This is a genomic window from Solirubrobacter deserti, assembly GCF_027587175.1.
In the GTDB taxonomy this organism is placed as follows: Bacteria; Actinomycetota; Thermoleophilia; order Solirubrobacterales; family Solirubrobacteraceae; genus Solirubrobacter; species Solirubrobacter deserti.
In genome coordinates, this window is the sequence record NZ_JAPCID010000001.1 from 58,753 (window position 1) to 81,838 (window position 23,086).

The 23,086-nt window shown below is 71.3% G+C and carries 23 protein-coding genes; 18 read left to right on the forward strand and 5 right to left on the reverse strand.

All coding sequences use genetic code 11. The features are described 5' to 3' along the window. The first annotated feature begins 164 nt into the window (after nucleotides 1-164). Together OJ962_RS00270 and OJ962_RS00275 are read left to right on the forward strand one after the other, a co-directional pair. Entirely contained in the window at nucleotides 165-4,841 is a 4,677-nt protein-coding gene (locus OJ962_RS00270) for an OmpL47-type beta-barrel domain-containing protein (protein WP_202954799.1), read from the forward strand. Between the two features lie 138 nt (nucleotides 4,842-4,979). After that, nucleotides 4,980-6,341, forward strand: coding sequence for a hypothetical protein (locus tag OJ962_RS00275; protein ID WP_202954798.1), 1,362 nt, complete (start codon nucleotides 4,980-4,982; stop codon nucleotides 6,339-6,341). Between the two features lie 15 nt (nucleotides 6,342-6,356). Here OJ962_RS00275 and OJ962_RS00280 read toward each other — a convergent pair whose 3' ends face one another. Both OJ962_RS00280 and OJ962_RS00285 read right to left on the reverse strand, forming a co-directional pair. Next, complete coding sequence (locus tag OJ962_RS00280) at nucleotides 6,357-7,223, reverse strand: hypothetical protein (RefSeq protein ID WP_202954797.1); 867 nt, start codon at nucleotides 7,221-7,223, stop codon at nucleotides 6,357-6,359. A 42-nt stretch (nucleotides 7,224-7,265) separates the two neighbouring features. Further along, a complete protein-coding gene (locus OJ962_RS00285; protein WP_202954796.1) occupies nucleotides 7,266-7,646 on the reverse strand; it encodes an NUDIX domain-containing protein in 381 nt (126 codons plus the stop codon). 36 nt (nucleotides 7,647-7,682) lie between these two features. Between OJ962_RS00285 and OJ962_RS00290 the strand changes: the two genes are divergently transcribed. The 5 genes from OJ962_RS00290 to OJ962_RS00310 all read left to right on the forward strand — a co-directional run bounded on the left by OJ962_RS00290 (nucleotide 7,683) and on the right by OJ962_RS00310 (nucleotide 10,626). Next, on the forward strand, nucleotides 7,683-8,072 hold the full coding sequence (locus OJ962_RS00290; RefSeq protein WP_202954795.1) for a PPOX class F420-dependent oxidoreductase: 390 nt from the start codon (nucleotides 7,683-7,685) through the stop codon (nucleotides 8,070-8,072). A 157-nt stretch (nucleotides 8,073-8,229) separates the two neighbouring features. Continuing rightward, nucleotides 8,230-8,679 (forward strand): Rossmann-fold NAD(P)-binding domain-containing protein, encoded by a 450-nt coding sequence (locus tag OJ962_RS00295; protein WP_202954793.1) that lies wholly within the window; start codon nucleotides 8,230-8,232, stop codon nucleotides 8,677-8,679. Between the two features lie 80 nt (nucleotides 8,680-8,759). Further along, nucleotides 8,760-9,065: a hypothetical protein gene (locus tag OJ962_RS00300; protein ID WP_202954792.1), complete on the forward strand. Its 306-nt coding sequence runs from the start codon at nucleotides 8,760-8,762 to the stop codon at nucleotides 9,063-9,065. Nucleotides 9,066-9,169: 104 nt separating this feature from the next. Beyond that, nucleotides 9,170-10,114: a DNA glycosylase AlkZ-like family protein gene (locus OJ962_RS00305; RefSeq protein WP_202954791.1), complete on the forward strand. Its 945-nt coding sequence runs from the start codon at nucleotides 9,170-9,172 to the stop codon at nucleotides 10,112-10,114. Beyond that, on the forward strand, nucleotides 10,114-10,626 hold the full coding sequence (locus OJ962_RS00310) for a P-loop NTPase family protein (RefSeq protein ID WP_202954790.1): 513 nt from the start codon (nucleotides 10,114-10,116) through the stop codon (nucleotides 10,624-10,626). Before OJ962_RS00305 ends, OJ962_RS00310 begins: the two co-directional genes overlap by 1 nt. Here OJ962_RS00310 and OJ962_RS00315 read toward each other — a convergent pair. Continuing rightward, on the reverse strand, nucleotides 10,557-12,191 hold the full coding sequence (locus OJ962_RS00315) for an amidohydrolase (RefSeq protein ID WP_202954789.1): 1,635 nt from the start codon (nucleotides 12,189-12,191) through the stop codon (nucleotides 10,557-10,559). The two genes, OJ962_RS00310 and OJ962_RS00315, sit on opposite strands and share 70 nt — an antisense overlap. Beyond that, nucleotides 12,181-13,617, reverse strand: a complete 1,437-nt coding sequence (locus tag OJ962_RS00320) for an APC family permease (protein ID WP_202954788.1) — start codon at nucleotides 13,615-13,617, stop codon at nucleotides 12,181-12,183. The genes OJ962_RS00315 and OJ962_RS00320 overlap by 11 nt, the downstream gene beginning before the upstream one ends. A 70-nt stretch (nucleotides 13,618-13,687) precedes the next feature. Between OJ962_RS00320 and OJ962_RS00325 the strand changes: the two genes are divergently transcribed. Then, on the forward strand, nucleotides 13,688-14,308 hold the full coding sequence (locus OJ962_RS00325) for a TetR/AcrR family transcriptional regulator C-terminal domain-containing protein (protein WP_202954787.1): 621 nt from the start codon (nucleotides 13,688-13,690) through the stop codon (nucleotides 14,306-14,308). Nucleotides 14,309-14,343: 35 nt separating this feature from the next. Further along, the gene (locus OJ962_RS00330) at nucleotides 14,344-14,967 is read left to right on the forward strand and encodes a hypothetical protein (RefSeq protein ID WP_202954786.1); all 624 of its coding nucleotides are present in this window, start codon (nucleotides 14,344-14,346) and stop codon (nucleotides 14,965-14,967) included. Here the strand turns inward: OJ962_RS00330 and OJ962_RS00335 are convergent. After that, on the reverse strand, nucleotides 14,964-15,692 hold the full coding sequence (locus OJ962_RS00335) for a Crp/Fnr family transcriptional regulator (RefSeq protein WP_270006114.1): 729 nt from the start codon (nucleotides 15,690-15,692) through the stop codon (nucleotides 14,964-14,966). The two genes, OJ962_RS00330 and OJ962_RS00335, sit on opposite strands and share 4 nt — an antisense overlap. Before the next feature lie 152 nt (nucleotides 15,693-15,844). On the opposite strand from OJ962_RS00335, the gene OJ962_RS00340 reads away from it, so the two are divergent. The 9 genes from OJ962_RS00340 (at nucleotide 15,845) to OJ962_RS00380 (ending at nucleotide 23,036) form a co-directional block, all read left to right on the forward strand. Further along, complete coding sequence (locus OJ962_RS00340) at nucleotides 15,845-16,873, forward strand: alpha/beta hydrolase (RefSeq protein ID WP_202954784.1); 1,029 nt, start codon at nucleotides 15,845-15,847, stop codon at nucleotides 16,871-16,873. Next, entirely contained in the window at nucleotides 16,870-17,607 is a 738-nt protein-coding gene (locus OJ962_RS00345) for an esterase family protein (protein WP_202954783.1), read from the forward strand. Before OJ962_RS00340 ends, OJ962_RS00345 begins: the two co-directional genes overlap by 4 nt. Next, on the forward strand, nucleotides 17,607-18,854 hold the full coding sequence (locus OJ962_RS00350) for an ATP-grasp domain-containing protein (protein ID WP_202954782.1): 1,248 nt from the start codon (nucleotides 17,607-17,609) through the stop codon (nucleotides 18,852-18,854). Before OJ962_RS00345 ends, OJ962_RS00350 begins: the two co-directional genes overlap by 1 nt. Continuing rightward, entirely contained in the window at nucleotides 18,851-19,531 is a 681-nt protein-coding gene (locus OJ962_RS00355; RefSeq protein ID WP_202954781.1) for an MDR/zinc-dependent alcohol dehydrogenase-like family protein, read from the forward strand. Before OJ962_RS00350 ends, OJ962_RS00355 begins: the two co-directional genes overlap by 4 nt. Before the next feature lie 30 nt (nucleotides 19,532-19,561). Beyond that, nucleotides 19,562-20,044 (forward strand): RNA polymerase sigma factor, encoded by a 483-nt coding sequence (locus OJ962_RS00360; RefSeq protein ID WP_270006115.1) that lies wholly within the window; start codon nucleotides 19,562-19,564, stop codon nucleotides 20,042-20,044. A gap of 11 nt (nucleotides 20,045-20,055) precedes the next feature. Continuing rightward, nucleotides 20,056-20,790, forward strand: coding sequence for a hypothetical protein (locus OJ962_RS00365; protein ID WP_270006116.1), 735 nt, complete (start codon nucleotides 20,056-20,058; stop codon nucleotides 20,788-20,790). 92 nt (nucleotides 20,791-20,882) lie between these two features. After that, entirely contained in the window at nucleotides 20,883-21,362 is a 480-nt protein-coding gene (locus OJ962_RS00370; protein WP_202955230.1) for a PASTA domain-containing protein, read from the forward strand. After that, nucleotides 21,359-22,123, forward strand: a complete 765-nt coding sequence (locus OJ962_RS00375; RefSeq protein ID WP_202954778.1) for an Ltp family lipoprotein — start codon at nucleotides 21,359-21,361, stop codon at nucleotides 22,121-22,123. Before OJ962_RS00370 ends, OJ962_RS00375 begins: the two co-directional genes overlap by 4 nt. A 70-nt stretch (nucleotides 22,124-22,193) precedes the next feature. After that, nucleotides 22,194-23,036 carry an alpha/beta fold hydrolase gene (locus tag OJ962_RS00380; protein ID WP_202954777.1) on the forward strand — a complete coding sequence of 281 codons (843 nt, stop codon included), beginning with the start codon at nucleotides 22,194-22,196 and terminating at the stop codon, nucleotides 23,034-23,036. Nucleotides 23,037-23,086: the final 50 nt, after the last annotated feature.

Consider the following 23,086-nt stretch of genomic DNA (forward strand, 5'->3'; position numbering starts at 1 on the left):
AAGGACATGAGCGCTTGATTAGATTTCCGCGCGCTCGCGACGTAATTCGCGCGCGGAGGAGAGTTATTGTTCGCGCCGCTTCGCGGCGCCGGCGAAAGGCATGCCGTATGCGTTTTTGTCGGACCGGTCTAGGGGTCCTGGCCCTGGCCTGTGCGTTCTCGGGAGTGGGGGCGAGCGGGGCCGCGGCCCAGACGAACCCGAAGGTGCTCATCTACTCGGGCACCGTCGCCCATCGTCACAGCGAGGCGATCAACGCGGGCATCGGCCCGATCCGTGACGCGCTCACGGCCGCGGGGATCGCGAGCGACTGGGAGGACTGCAACGGCTACGGCACCGCGGCCGGGCAGTGCCAGCACCCCGACAAGAACCCGCGGATCTTCACGCCCGCGAACCTCGAGCAGTACGACGCGCTGTTCATGTTCAACGCCGGCGGCGACGACGGCCGCTCCGGCGCCGCCGGCCCGCTGTGGTCCGGTGCTGACCGTGACGCGATCCGCGGCTTCACCAACGCCGGCGGCGGCATCGTCGCCAACCACCTGGCGACCGACATCGGCGCGGGCGAGCCGAGCTGGGACTGGTGGGACGGGATGGGCGACAGCGCCATCGGCTCCACCATGCCGGGCCACCCCGCCGCGCCGCAGACCGCGAACGTGCGCGTGGCCGACCGCAACCACGTCGCCACCAAGGGGCTGCCCGAGGAGTTCGCGATCGCGGACGAGTTCTACATGTTCCATCGCAGCGTGCGCGGGACCCATCACGTGGTCGCGACGCTCGACGAGAACACGCCCGGCTTCAACCCGGGCCAGTTCGCGATGGGGCAGGACCATCCCGTCGCCTGGTGCCGGGACTACGACGGCGGCCGCGTGTTCGCGACCTCGCTCGGGCACTACGGCAACCTCTACACGCCGGTCAACGGCCAGCCCAGCAACCTGGTGAAGCTGCTCACCGGCGGCGTCCAGTGGGCGGCGGGCCTCGCGGGCAACGACAACGACTGCCGCGGCACGGTGTGGAACAACTTCCGCCGGACCACGCTCGCCAACGACCTCAACGGCCCTGTGAGCCTCGACGTCGCCTCCGACGGGCGCGTGTTCTGGACCGAGATCGGTGCGCCCGGCCACAACTCCAGCGGTCGCGTGCGCGTGTACGACCCCGAGACGCAGCAGACGTCCCTGGTCGCGACGATCCAGACCCGGGCCGACGCGCTCGGCGCGTCCGAGGACGGCGTGCTCGGCATGTCGCTGGACCCGAACTTCGACGAGAACAACTACTTCTACGTCTACTACTCGCCGCGCGGCGAGGGCGAGAACTGGCCCAACACGGGGGCCGGCATGGTGCTCGGCCACAACGTGATCTCGCGCTTCGAGCTCAACGAGGCCGGCACCGCCGTCATCGACGAGCAGGAGATCATCCGCATCCCGAAGGTCAAGGTCGCGCCTGACGGCGACGGCGGCCCGCAGGGCGCGACGACCAACTGGCCCGCGCACACCGGCGGCGCCGGCATGGACTTCGACCCGCAGGGCAACCTCGTGGTCGGCGTCGGCGACGACGTCAACCCGTACGACGCCAACCGCAACTGGACGCCGATCGACCAGCGCTACGAGCACCGCTACGACGCGCGCAACACCGCGGCCAACACGAACGACCTGCGCGGCAAGATCCTGCGCATCAAGCCGCGCCCGAACGCGGACGGCGCGCCCGGCGTCGGCACGACCTACGACATCCCGGCCGGCAACATGTTCCCGCCCGGGACCGAGAAGACCAAGCCCGAGATCTACGCGATGGGCTTCCGCAACCCGTTCACCGTGCACGCCGACCCGGAGCGGCCGGGCGTCGTGGTCGTGGGCGAGTACGGCCCGGACTCGGGCACCAACAACCCGAACCGCGGCCCGGCCGGCATCATCGAGTGGAACCACATCACCAAGCCGGGCTTCTACGGCTGGCCGTTCTGCACCGGCGACAACTCGACGGCCAACACGTACTTCCGCTTCACCTACCCGAGCGGCCCGACGGGCGCGCAGTTCGACTGCTCGCTCGAGCAGATCCCGAACGAGTCGACCTACAACACCGGCCTGAGCACGATCCCGGGCCCGGCGATCAAGGCCACGATCTGGCACAAGCGCGACGGGACGACGTCGCCGCGCTTCGGCATCCCGACCGCGACCGGCTCGCAGGAGCCCAACTCCGGCCCGATCTACCGCTACGACCCGGACAACCCGTCCGAGACTAAGTGGCCGCAGTACTTCGACGGCAGCTGGATCGTCTACAACCGCTCGATGAACTGGTGGACGGAGGCGAAGCTCAAGTCCGACGACACGCTGCTGGGCGCCAACCCGTTCATCGCGCCGAGCTCGCTCGGCTCCGGCCCGGCGTCGTACGCGCTCGGCACGCGCTTCGGCCCTGACGGCGCGCTGTACCTGGCCTCCTGGCCGGGCGGCGGCCGCGGCGACCAGGCCGGGAGCGGCCAGCTGATGCGCGTCGACTATGTCGGCGACCTCGAGGACACCGAGGGCCCCGTCGTGACCGCCACGGTCGAAGGGCGGACCGCGCCGGGCAACCGCTACGTCGGCAACGCCACGGTGCGGCTCAACTCGCAGGACGCGGGCGTCTCCGGCACGGCGCAGATCGAGTACCGCGTGGACGGCGGCGAGTGGCAGACCAGCCGCAACACCACCGGCGGAGACCCGTACAGCGTGTCGATCCCGCTGGACGGCGCAGGGACCTACGGCATCGAGTACCGCGCCGCCGACCGGGAGGGCAACGCCTCCGACACCGGGCGCGTCGACGTCGTCGTCATCCCGGCCGCCTCCTGCACGTTCAGCAAGTCCGACGAGTTCACCGGGTCGACGATCGCGCCGCGCTGGACGCTGCGCAGCGGGCCCAACAACCCGATCACGCAGAGCGGCGGCAGCCTGGTGCTGCCCGTGGTGTGGGAGCTCGACGGCACCGCGACCGGGCCGCTGTCCTTCGCCGGCCAGCCGCTGCCGTCCGGCGACTGGTCGATGACCACGCGGGTGACGATCGACAACACGATGCAGTGGCAGAGCGCCGGCCTGTACCTGTGGCAGAGCGACAACAACTTCATCAAGTTCGGGATCACCTTCCAGGCCACCGGGCGCACCTTCGAGATGACGTCCGACAACCCGCCCAACGGCACGCGCGAGTTCAGCGCGAACGAGAGCGCCGCCGGCTACGGCACGACGGTGTGGCTGCGCCTGTACCGCCAGGGCAACACCATCCGCGGCCAGTACGCCAAGGACGTCAACGGCCGTCCGGGCGAGTGGGTCAACCACTCGGGCTCGCGGCCCGTCAACACCACGCCGCCGCGTGAGGGCGCCGGCGTGCTGGGCGGCCCCTACGCGGGCGGCCAGCAGAACGCGCCGTGGAACCTGACGGCCGCGTTCGACCACGTCCACTACACGCCGGACACCGCCGAGTGCGTCGGTGACCTGGACGCCCCGACCACGTCGGCGACCGTCAACGGCGCGGCGCCGGTGGAGACCTACACGGGCCCGGTGGACGTCGCGCTGTCGGCGACCGACGGCAGCGGCGGCGGCGTCGCCTCGATCGAGTACCGGATGGGTGCGACCGGAGCGTGGACCAAGAAGGACAACACGGGCAGCGCCTCGCCGTTCGTCGTCGAGCTGGACGTGGCCGACGCGGGCGCGCACCGGATCCAGTACCGCGCCACCGACAAGGCGGGCAACGTGGGCGCGATCAAGGAGCTCGCGTTCACGATCGAGGACCAGGACGTCAACGACGTCTACGCCTCCGACGCCGGAAACAAGACGACGTGGGTGCCGGACGCGATCCGCGTGACCCAGGGCGAGACGGTCACGTGGCACTTCGACAGCGTCGCCCAGGGCGGCCAGGCCAGCACGCCGCACAACGTCTACGTCGTGCGGCCCGGTGACGACCCGCTCACCAAGGGCTTCCTGGTCAGCGACCTCGTAGTCCCGGCAGGCGGTCCGCCGGCGAGCTACGCGTTCAACCAGCGGGGCACGTGGACGTTCTACTGCAGCTTCCACTCCTACCCGAACGGCTCCGGCGGCTGGACGGGCATGGTCGGCACGGTCGAGGTCTCGGCCGGGCAGGGCGACGAGACGGCGCCGACGACCACCGCCACCGTGACCGGTGACGGGACGCCGGCGGCGACGGTGCGGCTGTCGGCGGACGATGCGGCGAGCGGCGTCGCGCACATCGACTACGCCGTCAACGGCGAGCTGCCGGAGGACGGCAGCGCGGGGCCGGGCGTGACCCGGCTCACCAACGCCGGGACGACCAACCCGTTCGTGGGCGAGTTCCGACTCACCACGCCCGGCACGTACACGGTCCGCTACCGCGCGACCGACCGTGAAGGCAACCGCGAGGCGGTCAAGACCCAGACGGTCACCGTCACCGACACCCCGAGCGGCGAGCCCGTCGAGAAGCCGGTCACCGTCCGGGCGCAGGTGCCGAAGATGCTCGCGCTGGATCTGGACGCGACGGCCGATCTCGGCTCGTTCCTGCCGGGCACCACCGCCACGTACTCGGCGACCCTGACCGGCAAGGTGACCTCCTCGGAGGCGGCGTCCGCGCTCACGGTCCACGACCCGAGCCCGAACGCCACCGGCAAGCTGGTCAACGGCTCCTACGCGCTCCCGCAGCCGCTGCAGCTGCGCGGCGCGGACGGTGCCTTCGCCCCGCTCACGGGTCAGCCGCTGTCGCTGGTGCGGTTCACGACCGCTGTCGGCTCGCGGCCGATCAGCGTCGACCTGCGGCAGTCGATCGCCGAGACCGACTCCGTGCTGGCCGGCGCCTACAGCAAGACGCTGGTGTTCACGCTGTCGGCCACGACGCCCTGACGCGGACGAGCGCCGGCCCGACCTGCTCGGGCCGGCGCTGCCGCCGCGGTTGCGCGGCGCCGGTTCGCCGGAATAGATTCGCCGGAGCAACTCTGTGCGGGGCACAGGACGACCGAGGCGGTAATGGGACGCGATGGCATGAGGCGGACGCGGGACCGGCGACGGGAACCGGACGAGTCACCGGAGGAGCCGGGGCCGCGCTCGCACGCCGCGACGGTGCTGGCGCTGCAGCGGTCGGCGGGCAATCGCGCGGTTCAGCGCATGCTCGGTGAGCGCGACGTGTCCGCAGCCGGACACGGAACGCTGGCGCGGATGCCGAAGGGCGGCACGGTCGAGGAGCTCGAGGAAGACGTCGAGGAGGAGATCGACGAGGAGGCCGCCGAGTACCTCTACGACCCCACGCGCAACCCGCACACGCTCGGGCAGTACCTGCCGCAGCGGATCCAGGGGCCCGAGAGCACGGCCAAGCACGAAGCCGAGGCCAAGGCCCGCGCGGAGGCGGAGACCAAGGCCAAGGACGCCGAGGAGCGCAAGGCCAAGCTCGAGGAGGAGGCGAAGGCGGCGCAGGAGCTCAAGGCCAAGGAGGAGGCCGACCGCAAGGCCAGGGAGCAAGCGGCCCTGCAGGCCAAGCTGGAGGCCGAGGCGCTGGCCAAGGCGGCCGCGGAGGCCAAGGCCCGTGAGGAGGCGGAGCGCAAGGACAAGGAGGAAGCCGAGCGCAAGGCCAAGGAGACCGCGGACGCCGAGGCGAAGGCCAAGCTGGAGGCCGAGGCCAGGGCCAAGGCGCAAGCCGAGGCCAAGGCGAAGGCCGAAGCGGCGGCGAAGGCCAAGGCGGAAGCGCAGGCGAAGGCCAAGTCGGAGGCCGAGGCGAAGGCCGTCGCGGAGCTGGAGGCGAAGAAGACGGCGATCCGCGACAAGCTCCGCGCGCAACTGCAGGAGCTCGTCAAGGGCGCGCTCGTCGATCAGTGGGCCAAGCTGACGCCGGTCCAGCAGGAGGACCTCGTCCAGTTCGTCCTCAACCACCGGCAGCCGTCGATGGCCTACGTCGAGGCCAAGAACCGGGCGACGCCGCTGATCCGGGCGGTCGTCAGACAGGAGCAGGAGATGCTGCTCCGGGACGACAAGACCCTGCTCAAGGAAGCCGTGGCCGGAATGGGCCTCAGCGCCGAGATCCAGGAGATCTTCAACAAGGCCATCGATCTGCACCGCAAGAGCGACGACTCCTACGGACAGATGATCGACAAGGGCTTCTCCGTCCCGACGATCGTCCAGGCCTGCCGTCAGTGGGGGCTGATCGGTCGCCGCCGCGTGCGCGGCGACACCGTCGACAACCAGCTCAAGATCATGAGCAACCTGCACTCACCCGGCTATCAGCACGACACGATCGAGTTCAAGCAGCGGGGCACGCACGACGAGCGCACCCGGAACCTGATCGCGATGGTCGACGGCGTGAAGTCCAACGTGCACCTGCACCCGACGGGCGAGTGGCGCCGCAAGCGCTGACGCGTCGGGGCGCGCCTAGCGGCGGAGCGTGACCGTCTGCGCGGTGGCCTTGCTGCCGGCCACGGTGACGTGCAGGGTGAGCGACAGCTTCTTCAGCCGGCGCAGAGCGGACTTCGCCTGGGCGTTGAGCGGGATCGACACGGTCACGCGCGCGCCCGCGTTCACGGTGCGGGTGACGCGGCCGACGCGCAGGCGCTTGGCCTTGCCCTTGGCGCGCAGGTCGGTGCGCCTGGCCTGCGCCTCGACCGTGACGGTGGTGCGTTCGGAGCCGCCCGTGAGGACGATCCGCAACGACTTGCGCTGGCTCTTGGTCGCGCTCCACCGCAGGCCCGACTTGCCGGCCACGATCATCGTGGAGTCGGACCCGCCACCGCCGTTGGTGGTGTCGGTGCCGGGTCCGCCGGGGAGGCCGGGCACGTAGGTGGCGGTCGGCGTCGGCGTCGGCGTCGGCGTGTTGTCGGGCGGGACGTAGCCGTTCGCGTCGGCGACCCGCACGACGCCGTGGATGGTGCCGTTCTCGTCGCTGCCGAAGTGGTAGACGCCGGGCGCCGGGAAGTGGCACTGGACGACCCAGCCGGGACCCTCGGGGTCCGGCGGCACGATCCGGCCGCGGGTGCCGGTGCCGGCGCCGGCGACCTGCGCACACTCCGGCCCGACCCGCTCGAGGTTTACGTTGTGCTTCGCCGCCCCCTGGGGGTACTCGAAGCGCACGGTCCCGCCGAGCGCGATCGTGACGTCGTTGCTGTCGGTTCCGACGGCGGTCGCGCGCGTGTCCGTGATGACGAAGCGCGCGCTGGTCGGGTGTTGGGCGGACGCCGAGGCGACGAGACCGGCACCCAGGGCAACGGCGGTCGCGGCGAGAAGACCGAGACGGTTGAGCACACCGGCGACCCTATGGGGGCGGCGCCGGCGAGTTTGTGAACGTTATGTGAGCGCGGACAGAAGTCCGGCCGTGAGCGGGAACAGCGGCTCGGGCGGGCTCAGCGGGTCGATCCACCGAAATTCGCCGAACTTGTCCGGCTCGAGCACGCGTGGCTCGGGGTCGGTGACGTCCACCAGCACGCCGGCGACCAGCCAGCCGTGGTCGAGCACGGCGGCGTAGGTGCGCGCGGCCCCGGCGATGATCCCCGTCTCCTCGGCGAGCTCGCGCCGCGCGCACGCCTCGACCGTCTCGCCCGGATCGAGCTTGCCACCCGGGATCGCGAGGGGGCGCCCCTGCTCTGCGAGCCGGCGCCCGACGAGGACGTGGCCGTCCGGGCGGCGGACGACGACGCCGACGCCGACCCGTGTCTCAGTGGAAGTCATGTCATCGAGTTTCGCGCGCCGGCCGTAGGGACCGATGTGACGATCCAGTCCTCACCGCGCCAGCTCGCCGACGAGCCCTTCGTCTCCCTGACGACCTTCCGCCGCTCCGGAGAGGGCGTCTCCACGCCCGTCTGGGTGATCGCCGACCCGGACGGCGACGGCGTGGTCGTCATGACCCCCCACGACAGCGGCAAGGTCAAGCGTGTGCGGCGCGACCCGCGGGTCACGCTGCGTCCGTGCGGCCGCTTCGGCGGCGTCGACGACGACGCGCCGGTGGTCGAGGGGACGGCCCGCGTCGGCGTCTACGACCAGCGGCTCGAACAGGCCTTCAAGGACGCCTACGGCGCCGAGTACCGCGTGATCATGGGCGTCGAGCGCCTCACGGGCGGCGGCCGCAAGGACCGCGTGGCCCTGCACATCAGCTGAGCTCGGCGCGCAACTCGGAGAAGCACGCGCGCATGTGCTCCGGGAGCGGGACGGCCGGGTCGCTCAGCCAGCGGTCGACCGCTTCGGCGTAGCACGCGATGCCCAAGCGGCCCAGCGCACCGGGCTCCCCGCGCCGCCGGAGGGCAGCGTGGCCGCGATGGCGCGCGGGGAGAGTCACGTCACCGGCTCCGGCGCGGGTCGCACCCGGTACGCGGGCTCCAAGCTGCTCGTGACCGCGCTGACGCTCGCGTTGGCGCGAACGCGGCCGGACTCGAACGTCTGCGCGATCGACCCGGGGCTGATGCCGGCGAGCGGCCTCGCACGCGAGTACCCCGCCGCCGCTCGGCGGATCTCGGGCCTGCTGACGCCGCTGATCACGCGACTGCCGTTCGCCTCCACGCCGGAACGCTCAGGCTCGGTGCTCGCGCGGCTCCTACTCGAGGCCGAGGCGCCGTCGGGCACGGTGCTCGACCATCGCGGGCGCCCGGCGCGCTTGTCCGGACGCGCGCGGGACCGCGAGTTCGAGGACGAGGTCATCAACGAGTTGAGCCGCCTCGTGGGCGGCTCGTCACTCCTCGGTGTCGGCACGACCGCAGCGGAGCTGTAGCGAGTTGGCGCGTTGCCACTCTCAGACAACGCTGAGGCTTCTCATACACAAACCTGACGGTCGGTGAGGAGGCTGGGTGCATGTCGACCATCGCCCTTCGCCCGCCCACCCAGCTCGCCGGCCGTCTGTACGCCGCGAACGCCTCCCCGGGGGGCGCCTGGACGCTGCACGTCCTCAGCGACGCCGGCAGCGAGATCCTGCTCACCGCCGCCACCGAACGTGAACTGGCCGAGGCGATGCTCCGCGACGCCTTCCCGGGCCACCTCGTCCGCCCCGACCTCATCGACGCCCTCGTCGCCGAGTGGGACCCGCCGGACGGCGGCTTCGTCCTCCCCGCCGACCTGATCGCCGGCTGGTCGCTCCGCTGGGCCCTCGACCGAACCTAAACCAACATTAACGGGTCTGACCCCTTTAGCTTCGACGTCGCAGTGGATAGGCGGTTTTGCAGGCGTTTCCACCTAAAGGGGTCTGACCCCTTTATGTTGGGCGGGTGCTGGAGACGTTGAGGACGTGGGCGGTGCAGGACTCGCCGCCCGGGGCGGCGATCACGGCGCTCGTGGCCCGTGGGGACGTGGAGGTCGGCGCGCTCGACCGGGCGATCTACGAGGAGCGGACGGTGGTCGCGCTCTACAACGCGCGGTCGGCGACGGCGGTCGTGCCCGCGGACGAGGTGGCCGCGTACGCGACCGCGCAGCTGCCCGCCGACGAATCCGAGTACAGCCAGCTCGTCAGGAACGCGGTCGGCGAGCAGCAAGGCGGCGTCGAGCTCGCGACGGAGGCGATCAGCGACGCCCTCGACGGGCGCGCGCTGAGCCGAGACGACCTGCACGAGCAGCTGCGGCAGCGGCTGCCCGGGGCGCTGCTGCCGTGGTGCGAGGGCTGCCAGAGCCACCACGCGCGGCGCGGGCTGCTGATCATGGCCGGGTTGCGCGGGAAGCTGTGCATCTCTGGCCGAGTCGGGCGCCAACCGGAGTTCGCCCGCACGGACCAGCTGATCAGGTGGAACGCGCCCGCGGACGCGGGCGCTGAGCTCGTCGAGCGCTACCGCAACCTCTACGGCGACTCCAGCGCCGCTGACTTCGCGGAGTGGTCCGGGCTCGCCCGCCCGCACGCCAAGCGCCTGTGGGAGTCGACGGACGCGAAGGGCGGCGGCGAGCGCCTCGACGGGGTCCGCCTGCTCGGCCCCGGCGACCCGCAGCTGCAGCGCCGCGACCGCGAGGCGTTCGTGCCCGATCCGGCCTGGCGCAAGCAGGTCTGGAAGGCGATCGGCGGAGCGGGCGTGATCACGCAGGACGGTGCGGTCGTCGGGCTCTGGCGGGCGCGCAAGAAGGGCAAGACGCTCGAGCTCACGGTCGAAGGCGACGCGCCCGACGTGCGTGAGCCGGCCGAGCGCCTGGCGCCCCACCGCGGGTGCACGGCGGTGAAGCTGCGCTAGTGCGCCGCGTCGCGCTCATCGCGTCGGCGTCCGGCAACGGCAAGACGACGCTCGGGCGCGCGCTGGCGGCGCGCCTCGACGTGCCGTTCGTCGAGCTCGACGCGATCGTGCACGGCCCGAACTGGACCGAGATCTCCGACGACGGCCTGCGCGCCGCGCTGGAGCCGATCCTCCCGCGGCCCGGCTGGGTGATCGACGGCGCCTACGAGCACAAGATCGGTGACCTGGTGGTCAGCGCCGCCGACACGATCGTGTGGCTGGACCTGCCGCTGCGCGTGTGGCTGCCGCGCCTGCTCCGGCGCACCTACCGTCGGATCGCCCACGAAGAGCCGATCTTCAACGACAACCGCGAGTCCTGGCGCACCGCGCTCGCCGGCCGCGACGCGCTGGTCCCGTACGCGCTCCGCAGCCACTTCGCACGCCGCCGCGAGTGGCCGCGACGCTACGCGGGACTCAACGTCGTGCGGCTGCGCACCCCGGACGAGGTCGACGCCTGGTTGTCGTCGGTCTGATGCACGACGCGCCCACCGACCACCGTCAACCACACCGGGTTGTCCGGGAGCTGGGCCGCCGGCAGCTCCACGGGGTCCACCGCCAACCCCGTCAGGTCGGCGCGCATCCCCTCGCGGATGCGCCCGGCCACGAGTGACTCGCCCGCGACGAGCGCCGGCACGGTCGTGTAGCCCGCCAGCGCCTCCTCCGCCGTCAGCGCCTGGTCCGGCCGCACGGCCAGCGCCTCCGGGGTGGAGGGCACGCGCCGCAGCTGGGCGGCCGCCAGCCCGAGCCGCGGGTCGGCGTCGGCCACGGGCCAGTCCGAGCCGAGCGTGAGCACGGCGCCCGCGTCGAGCAGGTCGCGCATCCGGAACGCGCGCGCGGCCCGCTCGGGCCCCAGCCGCTCGTTCCAGTTGCCGGACCCGTCGCCGCGCAGCGCGGCCAGGTGCACGGGCTGCATCGACGCCACCACGCCCGCGCGTGGGATCGACTGCACGAGGTCGTCCGGGATCGCTTCCAGGTGCTCGAGCCGGTGCCGGACGCCGGGCGCTGCGCCCGCGCGGAGGTAGGCGCCGAGCGTGAAGCGCGCGGCGGCGTCGCCGATCGTGTGCGTGGCGAGCTGGAATCCGGCGTCGGCAAACCGCTTCATCACGTCCGCCATCCGCTCGGGGTCGGGCCAGAACGGCGTGATGCCCTCGCCGTGCGTGTCGGGCGCCTCCAGCCACGCGGTGCCGGCGTCGATCACGCCGTCGGCGAAGAACTTGGCCACCCCTCCCGTCCACAGCTCGCCGCGCGCGTCACGCGTGCCGAGCAGGAGCTCGATGTGGCGGTCGGACATGTCGGGCTGGATCCAGTGCGGGACGCGCAGCCGCAGGGACAGCTCGCCCGTCCCCTCGAGGTCGCGCAGCAGCTCGTGCGTGGCGAGGTCGCCGTCCATCACGTGCGCGCCCGTGAGCCCGAGCGCGTTCAACCGGCGCAGGTTCTCGACGTGCCGCGCGCGCAGATCGGGCCAGCGCAGGCGCGGCGCCGCGCGCAGCACCAAGTCGTGCGCGGCGCCCTCGCGCAGCTCGCCCGTGGGCACGCCGTCCTCGTCCACGACCACCGCGGAGTTGTCGGAGAACGTCTCGGTGCCGGTGACCTGCGCGTACCGCAGCGCGGTCGGCGTGGCCAGCGCGGTGTGCATGTCCATCATGCGCACGAACACCGCCACCCCGGGGAGCGCGTCCTCCAGCTGCGCCGGGGTCGGCGCAGCGTCGTAGTCGAGCCCCCAGCCGAACAGCCACCCGCGCTGCGGCTTGCCCGCCCGCAGCGCGGTCAGCGTGTCCGCGGGCGTCCTGCACGCGCTCAGGTCCACGCCGCGCGCGAGCTCCGCGCCCCAGAACGGGTGCAGGTGCGAGTCCACCAGCCCGGGGACGAGCGCCGCGCCGCGCGCGTCGATCACGTGGGTCTTGGCGTCGCACGCCGCGCGCACATCGTCACCGAGCGCGACGATCAGGCCGTCCTTCATCGCGACCGCGTGCGTGAACGGCCGCTCCGGATCCAGCGTCCGGACCCAGGCCTCGATGATCGCCAGATCAGCGGGCATCCGGCCGCGCCACAACGAGATAGACCAGCCCGACCAGCGTGATCGCCGCGACCACCATCGGGGCCGCCCACACCTGGTACCACGGCGCGTCCAGCGGCGCCAGCGAAGCGCGCGGCCAGGCGATGTTGATCGTCTCGAACGCGAGCCAGACGACGGCGAGCACGTTCAACAGCATGCCGCGTCGCGACAAGACGCCCTGCGTGCGCGCGTACAGCGCCGCGACCGCGATCAGCAGGAAGGCGACGAAGATCGCGGCCGTGCCGAACGTGATCAGTGAGCCGATCGCGGTCGCCTCCAGGCCGAGCAGCAGGCCCGCCCACGCGACGATCGTGGTCGCGACGATGCCGCCGATCGGCGCCTGGCGGCGGTCGACCGTGCGCAGGAGCTTCGAGCCGGGGAGCACGCCGTCGCGGGCCATCGAGTAGATGCCGCGCGCTGTGCCGCCCTGCGCCGCCATCCCGCACGCGATGAACGCCAGCAGCACCACGGCCGCGAACGGCTTGCTCGCCCAGCCGCCGAACGAGGCGACGACCGCCGTGGAGACCGGATCGAGGTCCTTGCCCGCCGCCACATCCGCCGGGTTCGGGTGCGCCAGCGTGGTCGCAAACGCGTTGAGGATCACGAGCGCGCCGACGCTCAGCAGCGCGATCCAGACCGCACGCGGGACGTGCTTGGCCGCGCCCTTGGTCTCCTCCGCCGCCGCGACCGTCGCGTCGAAGCCGATGAACGCCCAGCCGCCGACGGCCAGCGCGGCCAGCAGCGCGGCGAACGTCGAGCCGCCGCTCAGCGCCTCCGTCCCGAAGGAGTCGAACAGGACGGCGAAGTCCTGCTCGCGGAACACCAGCAGCAGCGCGAGCCCGACGCCGATCGACGCGATCGCCTCCGCGCCGACGCCCAGCCGCAGCGCGCCCTTGAGCGCGTCCACGCCGAACGCGTTGATCACCGAGCACACGAGCACGAGCACCGCGCCGGTGATCACGATCGCGGCGGGCGTCGCGGTGATGCCGAGCAGCGTCAACGCCCACGGCGCGCCCAGATAGGCGATCGTCGTGTTCGCGACCGCGTAGGCGCACAGCGCCACCCAGCCGTTGAACCAGCCGTAGCGCGGGCCGACGAGCCGGCGGCTCCACTGGTACGCGCCGTTGGCGAGCGGGAACTTGCCGGCCAGCTCGGCGTAGACGCTCATCAGCAGACACTGCCCAGCCAGCGCCACGGGCAACACCCACACCCACGCTGCGCCGGCCACGACCATGCCGATGAGCGCCACGGCGTACAGCCCGACGACCGGCGAGATCGTCGCGAAGCCCATCGCGACGGAGTCGAAGATGCCCATCCCACGCTTGAGCTCCTGCTCGTAGCCGAGCTCGTTCAAGCGTTGCGCATCCCCTTCCTTGGGCACATCGAACGGCTCAGTCACGGTCGTCATCGCTGCCATCGTCGCTCCTTTGGGAAAACTAGCGGCGCTAGTCTGAACTAACGCTGCTAGTTTTGTCAAGGTGGCTCGCCCCCCGAAGCCGATCCTCAGCCGCCGCGGCATCGCGGAGGAGGCGCTGCGCCTCGTGGAGGAGGAGGGCATCGAGCACCTGACGACGCGCAAGCTCGCCAAGCGGCTGGGCGTCGAAGGACCCTCGCTCTACAACCACATCGCCAATCGCGACGACCTCCTCGACGAGATGCACGGGATCGTCGACGAGACCGTCGATCCGTCGGCGCTCGACCACGAGGATTGGCGCGTCGGGCTGGTCGAGTTCGCCCGCTCCTACCGGCGCGCGTTCAGCGTGCGGCCCGAGCTGGTCGCGATCATCGCCAGCCGGCCCGTCCGCCACACCGTCGCCCTGCGCGCCTACGACGACATGTTCGCCCGCTTCGCGCGCTTCGGCTGGGAGCCGCGCTACGCCGCGACGGTGATGGCCGCGATCGACTACCTCGTGCTGGGCTCGGCGATCGAGACCTTCAAGGGCGGCTTCGACCGCCCGGCCGCCGACTACGAGGACGACTTCCCGCACCTCGCGGCCGCGCTGCACGCGACGGAGGGCGGCGACATCGACGACCTCGGCTTCGAGCTCGGCCTGCAGGCGCTGATCGCCAAGGTGGAGGCCGACACCACCTCAGGGTGAGGGGAACGCCGTCCGGCGGCGGCCAGGATCAATCCATGATCCGCCCCGCCGTTTTGACCCTCGCCCTGTTCGCCCTGCTCGCCCCGGCCGCCCAGGCGGCGCCCAAGAGCTGCACCCGCGAAGGCGGCAGGCTGCTCGCCGCGTCCGGCTCCGTGCGCGTGGTCGCCGTCAAGGAGAAGCGGCAGCGCTCCGACACGCGCCGCGAGCGCATCTACGGCTGCTGGACGTCCACCGGGCGCCGCTTCACGCTCTTCCAGGCGCGCGACGCCGGCCTGGACTCGATCGAACGCGACCGCTTCGAGATCGTCGACGGCCGCTATATCGGCGCGATCCGCCACTTCGAGGGCGGCGCGAGCGAGTCGCGCATCGCCGGCACCTGGGACGCCCAGAAGGCCAAGGCCGTGTTCAACACCAAGCCGTGCGACGGCGTGTCGGCCGGCGACTTCGGCGGTGTCATCGACGCCGTGTTCTTCCGCAATGGCGGGATCGCGTACACGTGCTGGCAGCGGTCGCGGATCGTCGACGGCAAGGGCGACCGCGCGCTCGAGCCGGACGGCACGCAGGTGACGAACCTGGCCATCTCCCGCAACTCCCACTGGTTCGGCGAGCGCCTGTACTACACGGTCAACGAGACGCTCGTCAAGGCGCTCACGCTCTAGGAGAGCGCCGCCGCCAGCTTGTGGTGGCGCAGCTTCTCGGGCGGCTCGCCGTGCAGCAGCCAGTTGCCGTCCTCGCGGCGGCTGACCTTGCCCGCCTTGCTCAGCGCGCCCATCGCCGTCGTCACCGACGGTCGGTGGGCGCCGACGATGCTCGCCAGTCGCTCGTGGGAGAGCGGCAGCGGCACGAGGATCCCGTCGGGTGTGACCTTCCCCCAACGCTCCGCGAGGTGCCAGAGCGTGAGCAGCAGCCGGTCCTCGACCCGGTTGTGGTGCGCGATCGCGAGCGCGACCGCCAGGTGGTGCGCGCGCCGCGTGCCGCGGTTGAAGAGCTCGACGCCGAGCTGCGGCCACGGGTTGATGCGGGTGACGAGGGCGTGGTCGAGCACGGCGAGCTTGGTCGGCTCGAGCACCTCCCAACCGACCTCGGCGTGCACGTGTGAGCCGGCGTCGTCCCAGCTCCACGGCCGCATCACGTCGCACGGCCCGATCAGCTCGATGCAGTGGCGCCCGAGCACGTCAACCTCGCGCGACAGCAGGCCTTCCACGATCAAGAACCCGCGGTGGTGAACGTCCGGCTCGAGCGCGTCCGCGACGTTCCACTCGCCGGGCGAGAGGCGCTGCACGCGGGTGAGTGCCTGGTGGCGCGCGCGTTCGAGCCCGGCGTCGTCGAGCTGCTCGGCGAGGTCGGGGTCGGCGTCGACGATCGAGATGGTCGAGTCGCTCACGCCGGTGTAGTACCCGACCGCGCGGCGCGCACACAGAACACGTGCGCGCCGCGCGGCGGGAGACGGGAGGAGGTGCTCACCCAGGGTTTCGGTCGCCCGCCGCCGGAGGGTGACGGGTGCCACCCCCTGGCGGGGGGTAGGGTTTCCGCGCCATGGGGGAGGTGCTGCGACTCGAGGATCCGGACGGCGCGTACTCCGCGGTGCGGCTCTCCAGCGACCTGCACCTGACGGACGAGCAGCGGACGTTCACGCGCGACGGCGAGGCCTGGGTGCTCGACGTCGAGCTGGCGGACGTGCAGCGGCTCGAGTACAAGCTCGAGGTCGACCACGCCGGCGGCGGGACCGAGCACATCCTCGACCCGGGGACCGAGAAGCGCGCACCGGGCGCGTTCGGCGACAAGTCCGTGCTCGAGCGGGCCGGCTACGAGGCGCCCGCGTGGCTGGAGGCCGAGCCGGCCCCCGGGCGCTACGACGACGCGGAGGTCCGTGGGCGCGGGCTGGGCTCGAACGTCGCGGTGCGCGTGTGGTCGCCCGAGGAGTACCCGCCGGGCACGCCCGCGCGGCTGCTGCTGGCCAACGACGGCCCGGAGTACGACCAGCTCTCCCGCCTCACCCACTACGCGGGCGTGATGCAGGCCAAAGGGACGCTCCCGCCGTTCCGGGTCGCGCTGCTGCAGCCGGGTGACCGCGACAACTGGTACTCGGCGAGCGCGGTTTACAGCCGCGTGCTCGACGGCGACATCCTGCCCCAGCTGCGCGGCGCCTTCGGCCTGATCGGCGCGCCGGTGGGCATGGGCGCGAGCCTCGGCGCGCTCGCGATGCTGGCCGCCCAGCGCCGCTTCCCACGCGCGTTCGCCGGCCTGTTCCTGCAGTCCGGCTCCTACTTCATGCCGCGCTATGACCGCCATGAGAGCGGCTTCTCCCGCTATACGCGCATCACCCGCTTCGTCCGCGACACGGGCCGCGGCGGCGAGTACGCGTTCCCCGTGCCCGTGACGCTCACGGTCGGCGCGGCCGAGGAGAACGCGGACAACAACCGCGCGATGGCCCGCGCGCTCGAGGAGCAGGGATACGAGGTGTCTCTCGTCGAGGTCCCGGATATGCACAACTACGTCGGCTGGCGTGACGCCTTCGACCCGCACCTGACCGAACTGCTCAAGCGCGCCTGGACCCCGCGATGAACCACGCCCACCACGAGCTGTACTCGCCCGCGATCGGCACGGCCGGCACGGTCGCGGTGTTCGGGCACTACGGGCGGGCGGTGCTGGTGTTCCCGTCCGAGGGCGGCAAGGCCTACGACTGGCGCGACAACGGGATGCTCGGCGCGGTCGGCGAGCTGATCGACGGGGGGCGCGTGAAGCTCTACTGCGTCGACTCCTTCGACTCCGGGTCATGGTCGAACCGCAATCTCTCCTTGGAGGAGCGCGCGCGCGAGCACGGCCGCTACGAGTCCTGGATCCTCGAGCAGGTCGTGCCGTTCATCCAGCACGACACGGGCGGGGACATCGTCACCACGGGGGCCAGCCTCGGCGCCTTCCACGCGGTCAACTTCGCCTTCAAGCGCGCCGACCTGTTCCCGCTCGCGATCGCGATGAGCGGCAACTACGACCCGTCGAGCTGGAGCGCGTGGGGCGAGCGCGGGGAGCAGACGTACTTCAACAACCCGATCGACTACGTCGGGCACCTCGGCGGCGACCACCTCGAGTGGCTGCGGTCCCGCTTGAGCCTGCTGCTGATCTGCGGCCAAGGCCAGTGGGAGGACACGACCGGATCGCTGGACTCCACGCGGCGGCTGGCCGGCCTGCTCGCCGAGAAGGGAATCCGCCACGAGCTCGACCTGTGGGGGCATGACGTGCCCCACGACTGGCACTCCTGGCGCGCGCAACTGGCCCACCACCTCCCGAGGTTCTGCTGATGTCTTCGCATCTGATCGGCCTGCTGCTCGGCACCGAGGAGGACTGGCCGCGCGCCTTCGAGACGCTGCTCGAGCGCGTCGGCCCGGTCAAGCACGGGGACTCGACGCACCACCTGCGCTCCGAGCGGATCACGATCGAGCCTTTCGACCTGCGCGACAAGCCCCGCTACGACCTCGTCGTCGACCGGCTCGCGTGGTGGTACTTCGTCCCGCGCGAGTGGCTGAAGAAGGTCGCGCTGATGGACGACGTGTACCTGCTCAACTCGCCGTTCACGTTCCAGGCGATGGAGAAGCACGCGGCCTACTGCGCGATGATCCGGCTCGGGCTCAAGGTGCCGCAGACGGTGCTGGTGCCGCACAAGAACCCACCCGAGAACACGCGCTTCGAGTACACGGCGGCCAAGTACAACCGGCCGTTCGACCTCGGCGCGATCGCGCAGAACATCGGCTATCCGCTGTTCATGAAGCCCTACGACGGTGGCCAGTGGGTCGGCGTCACGCGGATCAAGTCGCACGAGCAGCTGATGGAGGCCTACGACGAGTCCGGCGAGCGGCTGATGCACCTGCAGGAGTCGATCGAGGGGTTCGACAAGTTCGCGCGATCGTTGAGCATCGGCGCCGAGACGATGGTCATGGACTTCCAGCCCGACCAGCCGATGCACAACCGCTACGCGATCTCGCACGACTTCCTCGCGCCGGAGACGGGCGAGGAGATCATCACGATCTCGCGGCTGATCAACGCGTTCTTCCGCTGGGAGTTCAACTCGTGCGAGACGCTCGTGCGCGGGACCGAGGCGCACCCGATCGACTACGCCAACGCCTCCCCGGACGTCGCGCTCACCTCGCTGCACTACTACTTCCCGTGGGCGATCTCCGCGCTGCTGAAGTGGACGATCTTCTGCACGGTGACCGGGCGCGAGTCGCGCGTAGTGGACATGGACACGCGCCGCTACTTCGAGATCGGCGACCGCGAGGACCTCTCCTATCGCGAGAAGCTCGCCGCGTACCGCAAGCTCGCCGACGAGTACTTCCAGGTCGAGGAGTACGCCGAGTTCTGCGGGACGGCGCTCAAGCACGTGGACGAGCTGATGCTGGACTGGGTGGCCTCGAGCGACTTCGACGCGCTGCTCGTGCGGCTCGTGCGCGAGACCTATCCCGCGCACGAGCAGGAGCAGTTCCTCGACCTGTTCCGCGGGCGCATCGGGCTGTGGGTGCGCGAGCGCGGGCGCGACCCGCAGCACGCATGAAAGGCTGGGTCGCGGGGCCCCAGCTGCGCGATGACCTCGCCGAGCCGACCGGGAACGTGGTCGCCGTGCGGGCGACGTCGGTCAACAACGTCGACCGCTTCACCGACGGGGTCCTGGGGCACGACTTCGCGGGCGTGACCGAGGACGGCGCCGAGGTGTTCGGCTTCGTGTGGGGCGGCGCGTGGGCCGAGCGGATCTCCGCGGGCGACTTCGTCGCGCCCAAGCCGAAGTCGCTCAGCATGGCCGAGGCCGGGGCCGCGCCGGTCGCGGGGCTGTTCGCGCTCGTCTACGTCGAGTCACTCGGGCTGCGCGCGGGCGAGAGCGTGCTGATCCTGGGCGCCAACGGCGGCGCCGGCTCGTTCGCCGTCCAGCTGTGCGCGGCGGCGGGCGCGACGGTGATCGCTCCGGGGCTGGCGATCGACGAGGCGTTCCTCAAGGGCCTGGGCGCGTCCGCGGTCGTGCCGCGCGGCGAGCGCCCGGAGACCGACCACGTGATCGACTTCGTCACGCCTGCGCCCGGCATCCGCGCCGCGTCCGGGTCGATGGCCCGGCTGGCGGAGGTGATCGACGCGCACTCGATCCGCGTCCCGATCTGCGAGGCGTTCAACTTCGGCGAGGTCCCCGACGCGCTGGCTGCGTTCGGCGACCACAAGCAGGGGAAGCTCTCGATCATGTAAGGCGTGGCGCGCTCGCGACAGACAGGGGGTGTGAACGATCCGCACGCGTTCCGCGTGATCTACGAGACCCACCACGCCGCCGTCTGCGCGTACTTCGCGCGCCGGGCGCCGCGGGACGAGGTCGAGGATCTCGCGGCCGAGACCTTCGTCGTCGCGTGGCGCAAGCTGCCGCGGCGGCTCGAGCACCCGCTGCCGTGGCTGTACGCCGTGGCGGGCAAGGTGCTCGCCAACCATCGCCGGAAGGCGGCACGCCGCGGCGCGTTCGCGCCCGACCCCGCGACGGGCGATCCCGCGGAGCGTTTCGGCTCCGACCGCGGCCTGGCCGACGCCTTCGCGCGGCTGAGCGAACGCGAGCGTGAAGCGATCCGGCTCGTCGCCTGGGAAGGGCTGTCGAGCGCCGACGCCGCCCGCGCCGCCGGCTGCAGCACCGCCACCTTCGCCGTCCGCCTCTCCCGGGCGCGCAAGAAGCTCGCCGACCAACTCGAACCCGACCTCGTCCCGGAGGCGATCTGACCATGGACCCCGTGCTTGACCGCGTTCGCGCCGCGAACCCCGCCTCCGAGGACGAGTTCGCCGGCCGCGCGAACTTCGACGCGCTGTCGCTTCCGCCGCGCCGGCGCCGCAAGCGCTGGCTCACGCTGCCCGCCGTCGGCGCGGTGGTCGCCGCGCTGGTCGTCCTCCCCACCTCCGCCCCGCAGGCCACCGAGGTCCTCGAGCACGCCGTGAACGCGGTCGAGGTCGACGGCGGCGGCATCCTCTACGCCCGCTCGAAGGCGCAGTGGGGGCCGACGGACGCCCCGCCGACCGGGACGCAGTCACGGCAGGTGTGGGTGCAGGGCGGAACCGCCATGCGCTGGCTCGAGGACGGCGGCAACGAGGAGGTCTACCGCCAGGGCGAGGGCACGACGCGCCGCGACCCCGCCGGCAAGGTCACCGAGCACCCGGAGATGCAGATGGTGCCGACGGAGATCTTCCGCGTGCAGGGACTGCTCGACCGCGCGCGCAACGTGGGCCTGGAGGAGACCGACGACGCGTACGTGCTGCGCTGGAACGAGAAGTCGGGTCCGCCGCACTGGCCGAGGATCGAGATGACGCTGTGGGTCGACAAGGACACGTACGCGCCCCTGCGCTTCACCGACCACTCGTGGGGCAAGGACGTCAAGGGCGAGCCGTTCGACCACACCTACCGCGAGGAGATCCTCGAGTTCAAGACGCTGCCCGACACGCCGGAGAACCGACGCCTGCTGCAGCTGGGATAGTCGACATATGTTCGATCACCTGAGCGATATGTAATCCCTGTTCGTTGAACTAGGCTCCTCCGGATTGGCAACACCCGGTGAGGAGACCAGGGATGGGAATTCGTTTCAGGGCCTGCGCTGTCGCGCTGGCCATCGGTGGGCTCGCGGGCTGCGGCGAGTCGTCCGCAGACCGTGAGAGGATCGCGGAGCTTGAGGCACGCGTCGACGCGGCCGAGAGCCAGGCCGCTACTTCCTCGGCGGAGGCCGGCACCTCCGTGGACACCGAGACCGACGCCGCTGCGGAGGAGGTCACGGACGAGGTGATCGAGGAGGAACCGGCCGAAGCGCAGGCCTCGGGCGACGGCGACTGCATCCGGGTCCCGAACGTCGTGGGCAAGGACCACCAGCTCGCTCAGGACACGATGCAGGCGGCCGGCCTCTACTACCTCGACGAACGCGACGCGACCGGGCAGGGCCGGATGCTGATGCTCGACCGTAACTGGACCACGGTCAAGCAGCGCCCGAAGGCCGGCAAGTGCGTGCCCGAGGACACCGAGATCCTGCTGTCCGCCGTCAAGGACGGCGAGCGATGAAGGCGTTGCTGAAGTGGGGGCTCGCCGGCCTGGTCTGTCTGGGGATCCTCGGAGCCGTCTTCGGAGAGGACGAGCAGACCGGCGAGCCGCAGGGCGCTGCCGCCGTGTCGGCCGCCACGGCCACCCCGGAGCCCGAATCCGTCGCAAGTGCCGAACCGACACCGACGCCCAAGCCGCAGGTCAGCATCTCGGTGACGGGTCCCTCCAGCGCTCGCCGTGACAACGTGACGCTCAGGGGCACGGTCGATCCGGCCAACGCCCGCGTGCGCATCAAGGGGAAGTCGGTCAAGGTCCGCCGCGGCAAGTGGACGGCGCCGATCACCCTGTCCAAGCGCGGCGAGAACTCGTTCCGCGTCGTCGCGACTCGCAAGGGATTCGTGAAGGCCACGGAGACGGCCGTCATCACCCGCAAGCTCTCGACCGCCGAGAAGGCGGCAGCCCGCCGGGAGAAGGCACGGCGCCGCGCGATGCGGAGAGCGCTGGAGTCGGCGGAGAGCTACCTGGAGACGATGCCGTTCTCCAAGCAGGGCCTGTACGAGCAGTTGACGTCCGAGTACGGCGCCGGCTTCACGGCGGCCGAAGCGCAATATGCGGTCGATCACGTGAAAGCGGACTGGAAGCGGGAAGCCGTCGAGGCCGCGGAGAGCTATCTCGAGACGATGCCGATGTCCCGGCAGGCACTGATCGAGCAGCTCACTTCCGAGTACGGGTCCGGCTTCACGTACGACCAGGCGGTCTACGCGGTGGACAAGGTGTATTGAGCCGACGCCCCCGGACCAGACCTGTCACACTAGTTGCCTAAGCAACGACTTGTGAACGGAGCGCACGATCATGGCCAGCATCACCGTCGGCACGCAGAACTCCACTGACGTCGTCCTCAACTACGAGGATCAGGGCGAAGGCCAGCCCGTCGTCCTGATCCACGGCTACCCGCTCGACGGGGACAGCTGGGAGAAGCAGCGCGTGGTGCTGCTGGACGCCGGCTACCGCGTGATCACCTACGACCGGCGCGGGTTCGGCGGCTCGTCGAAGGTGGCGGGCGGCTACGAGTACGACACGTTCGCCGCGGACCTGGACGCGCTGCTCACGCAGCTCGACCTGCGCGACGTGATCCTCGTCGGCTTCTCGATGGGTACCGGGGAGCTGGCGCGCTACGTCGCCAACTACGGCGGCGAGCGCGTCGCGAAGCTCGCGTTCCTGGCTTCGCTGGAGCCGTTCTTGCTGCAGACCGACGACAACGCCGAGGGCGTGCCGCAGGACGTCTTCGACGGGATTGCGGCGGCCGCGAAGAACGACCGCTACGCGTGGTTCACACAGTTCTACAACGACTTCTACAACCTCGACGAGACGCTCGGCAGCCGCATCTCCGAGGAAGTCGTGCGCGCGAACTGGAACACCGCCACGCGCAGCGCGCCGGTGGCGGCCTACGCCGTCGTCCCGGCCTGGCTGGAGGACTTCCGCGGCGACGTGGAGGCCGTCCGCGAGGCGGGCAAGCCGACGCTGATCCTGCACGGCAGCGGCGACCGCATCCTGCCGATCGACGCCACCGGGCGCCGGTTCGCCAAGCTCGTGCCGGACGCGAAGTACGTCGAGCTCGAAGGCGCCCCGCACGGCCTGCTGTGGACGCATGCGGATGACGTGAACACCGCGCTGCTCGACTTCCTCAAGTCCTAGCGCTCCCGGACCGCCGGTCCAGCGCTCGCCCGAGCGCTTGTGACCGGCGG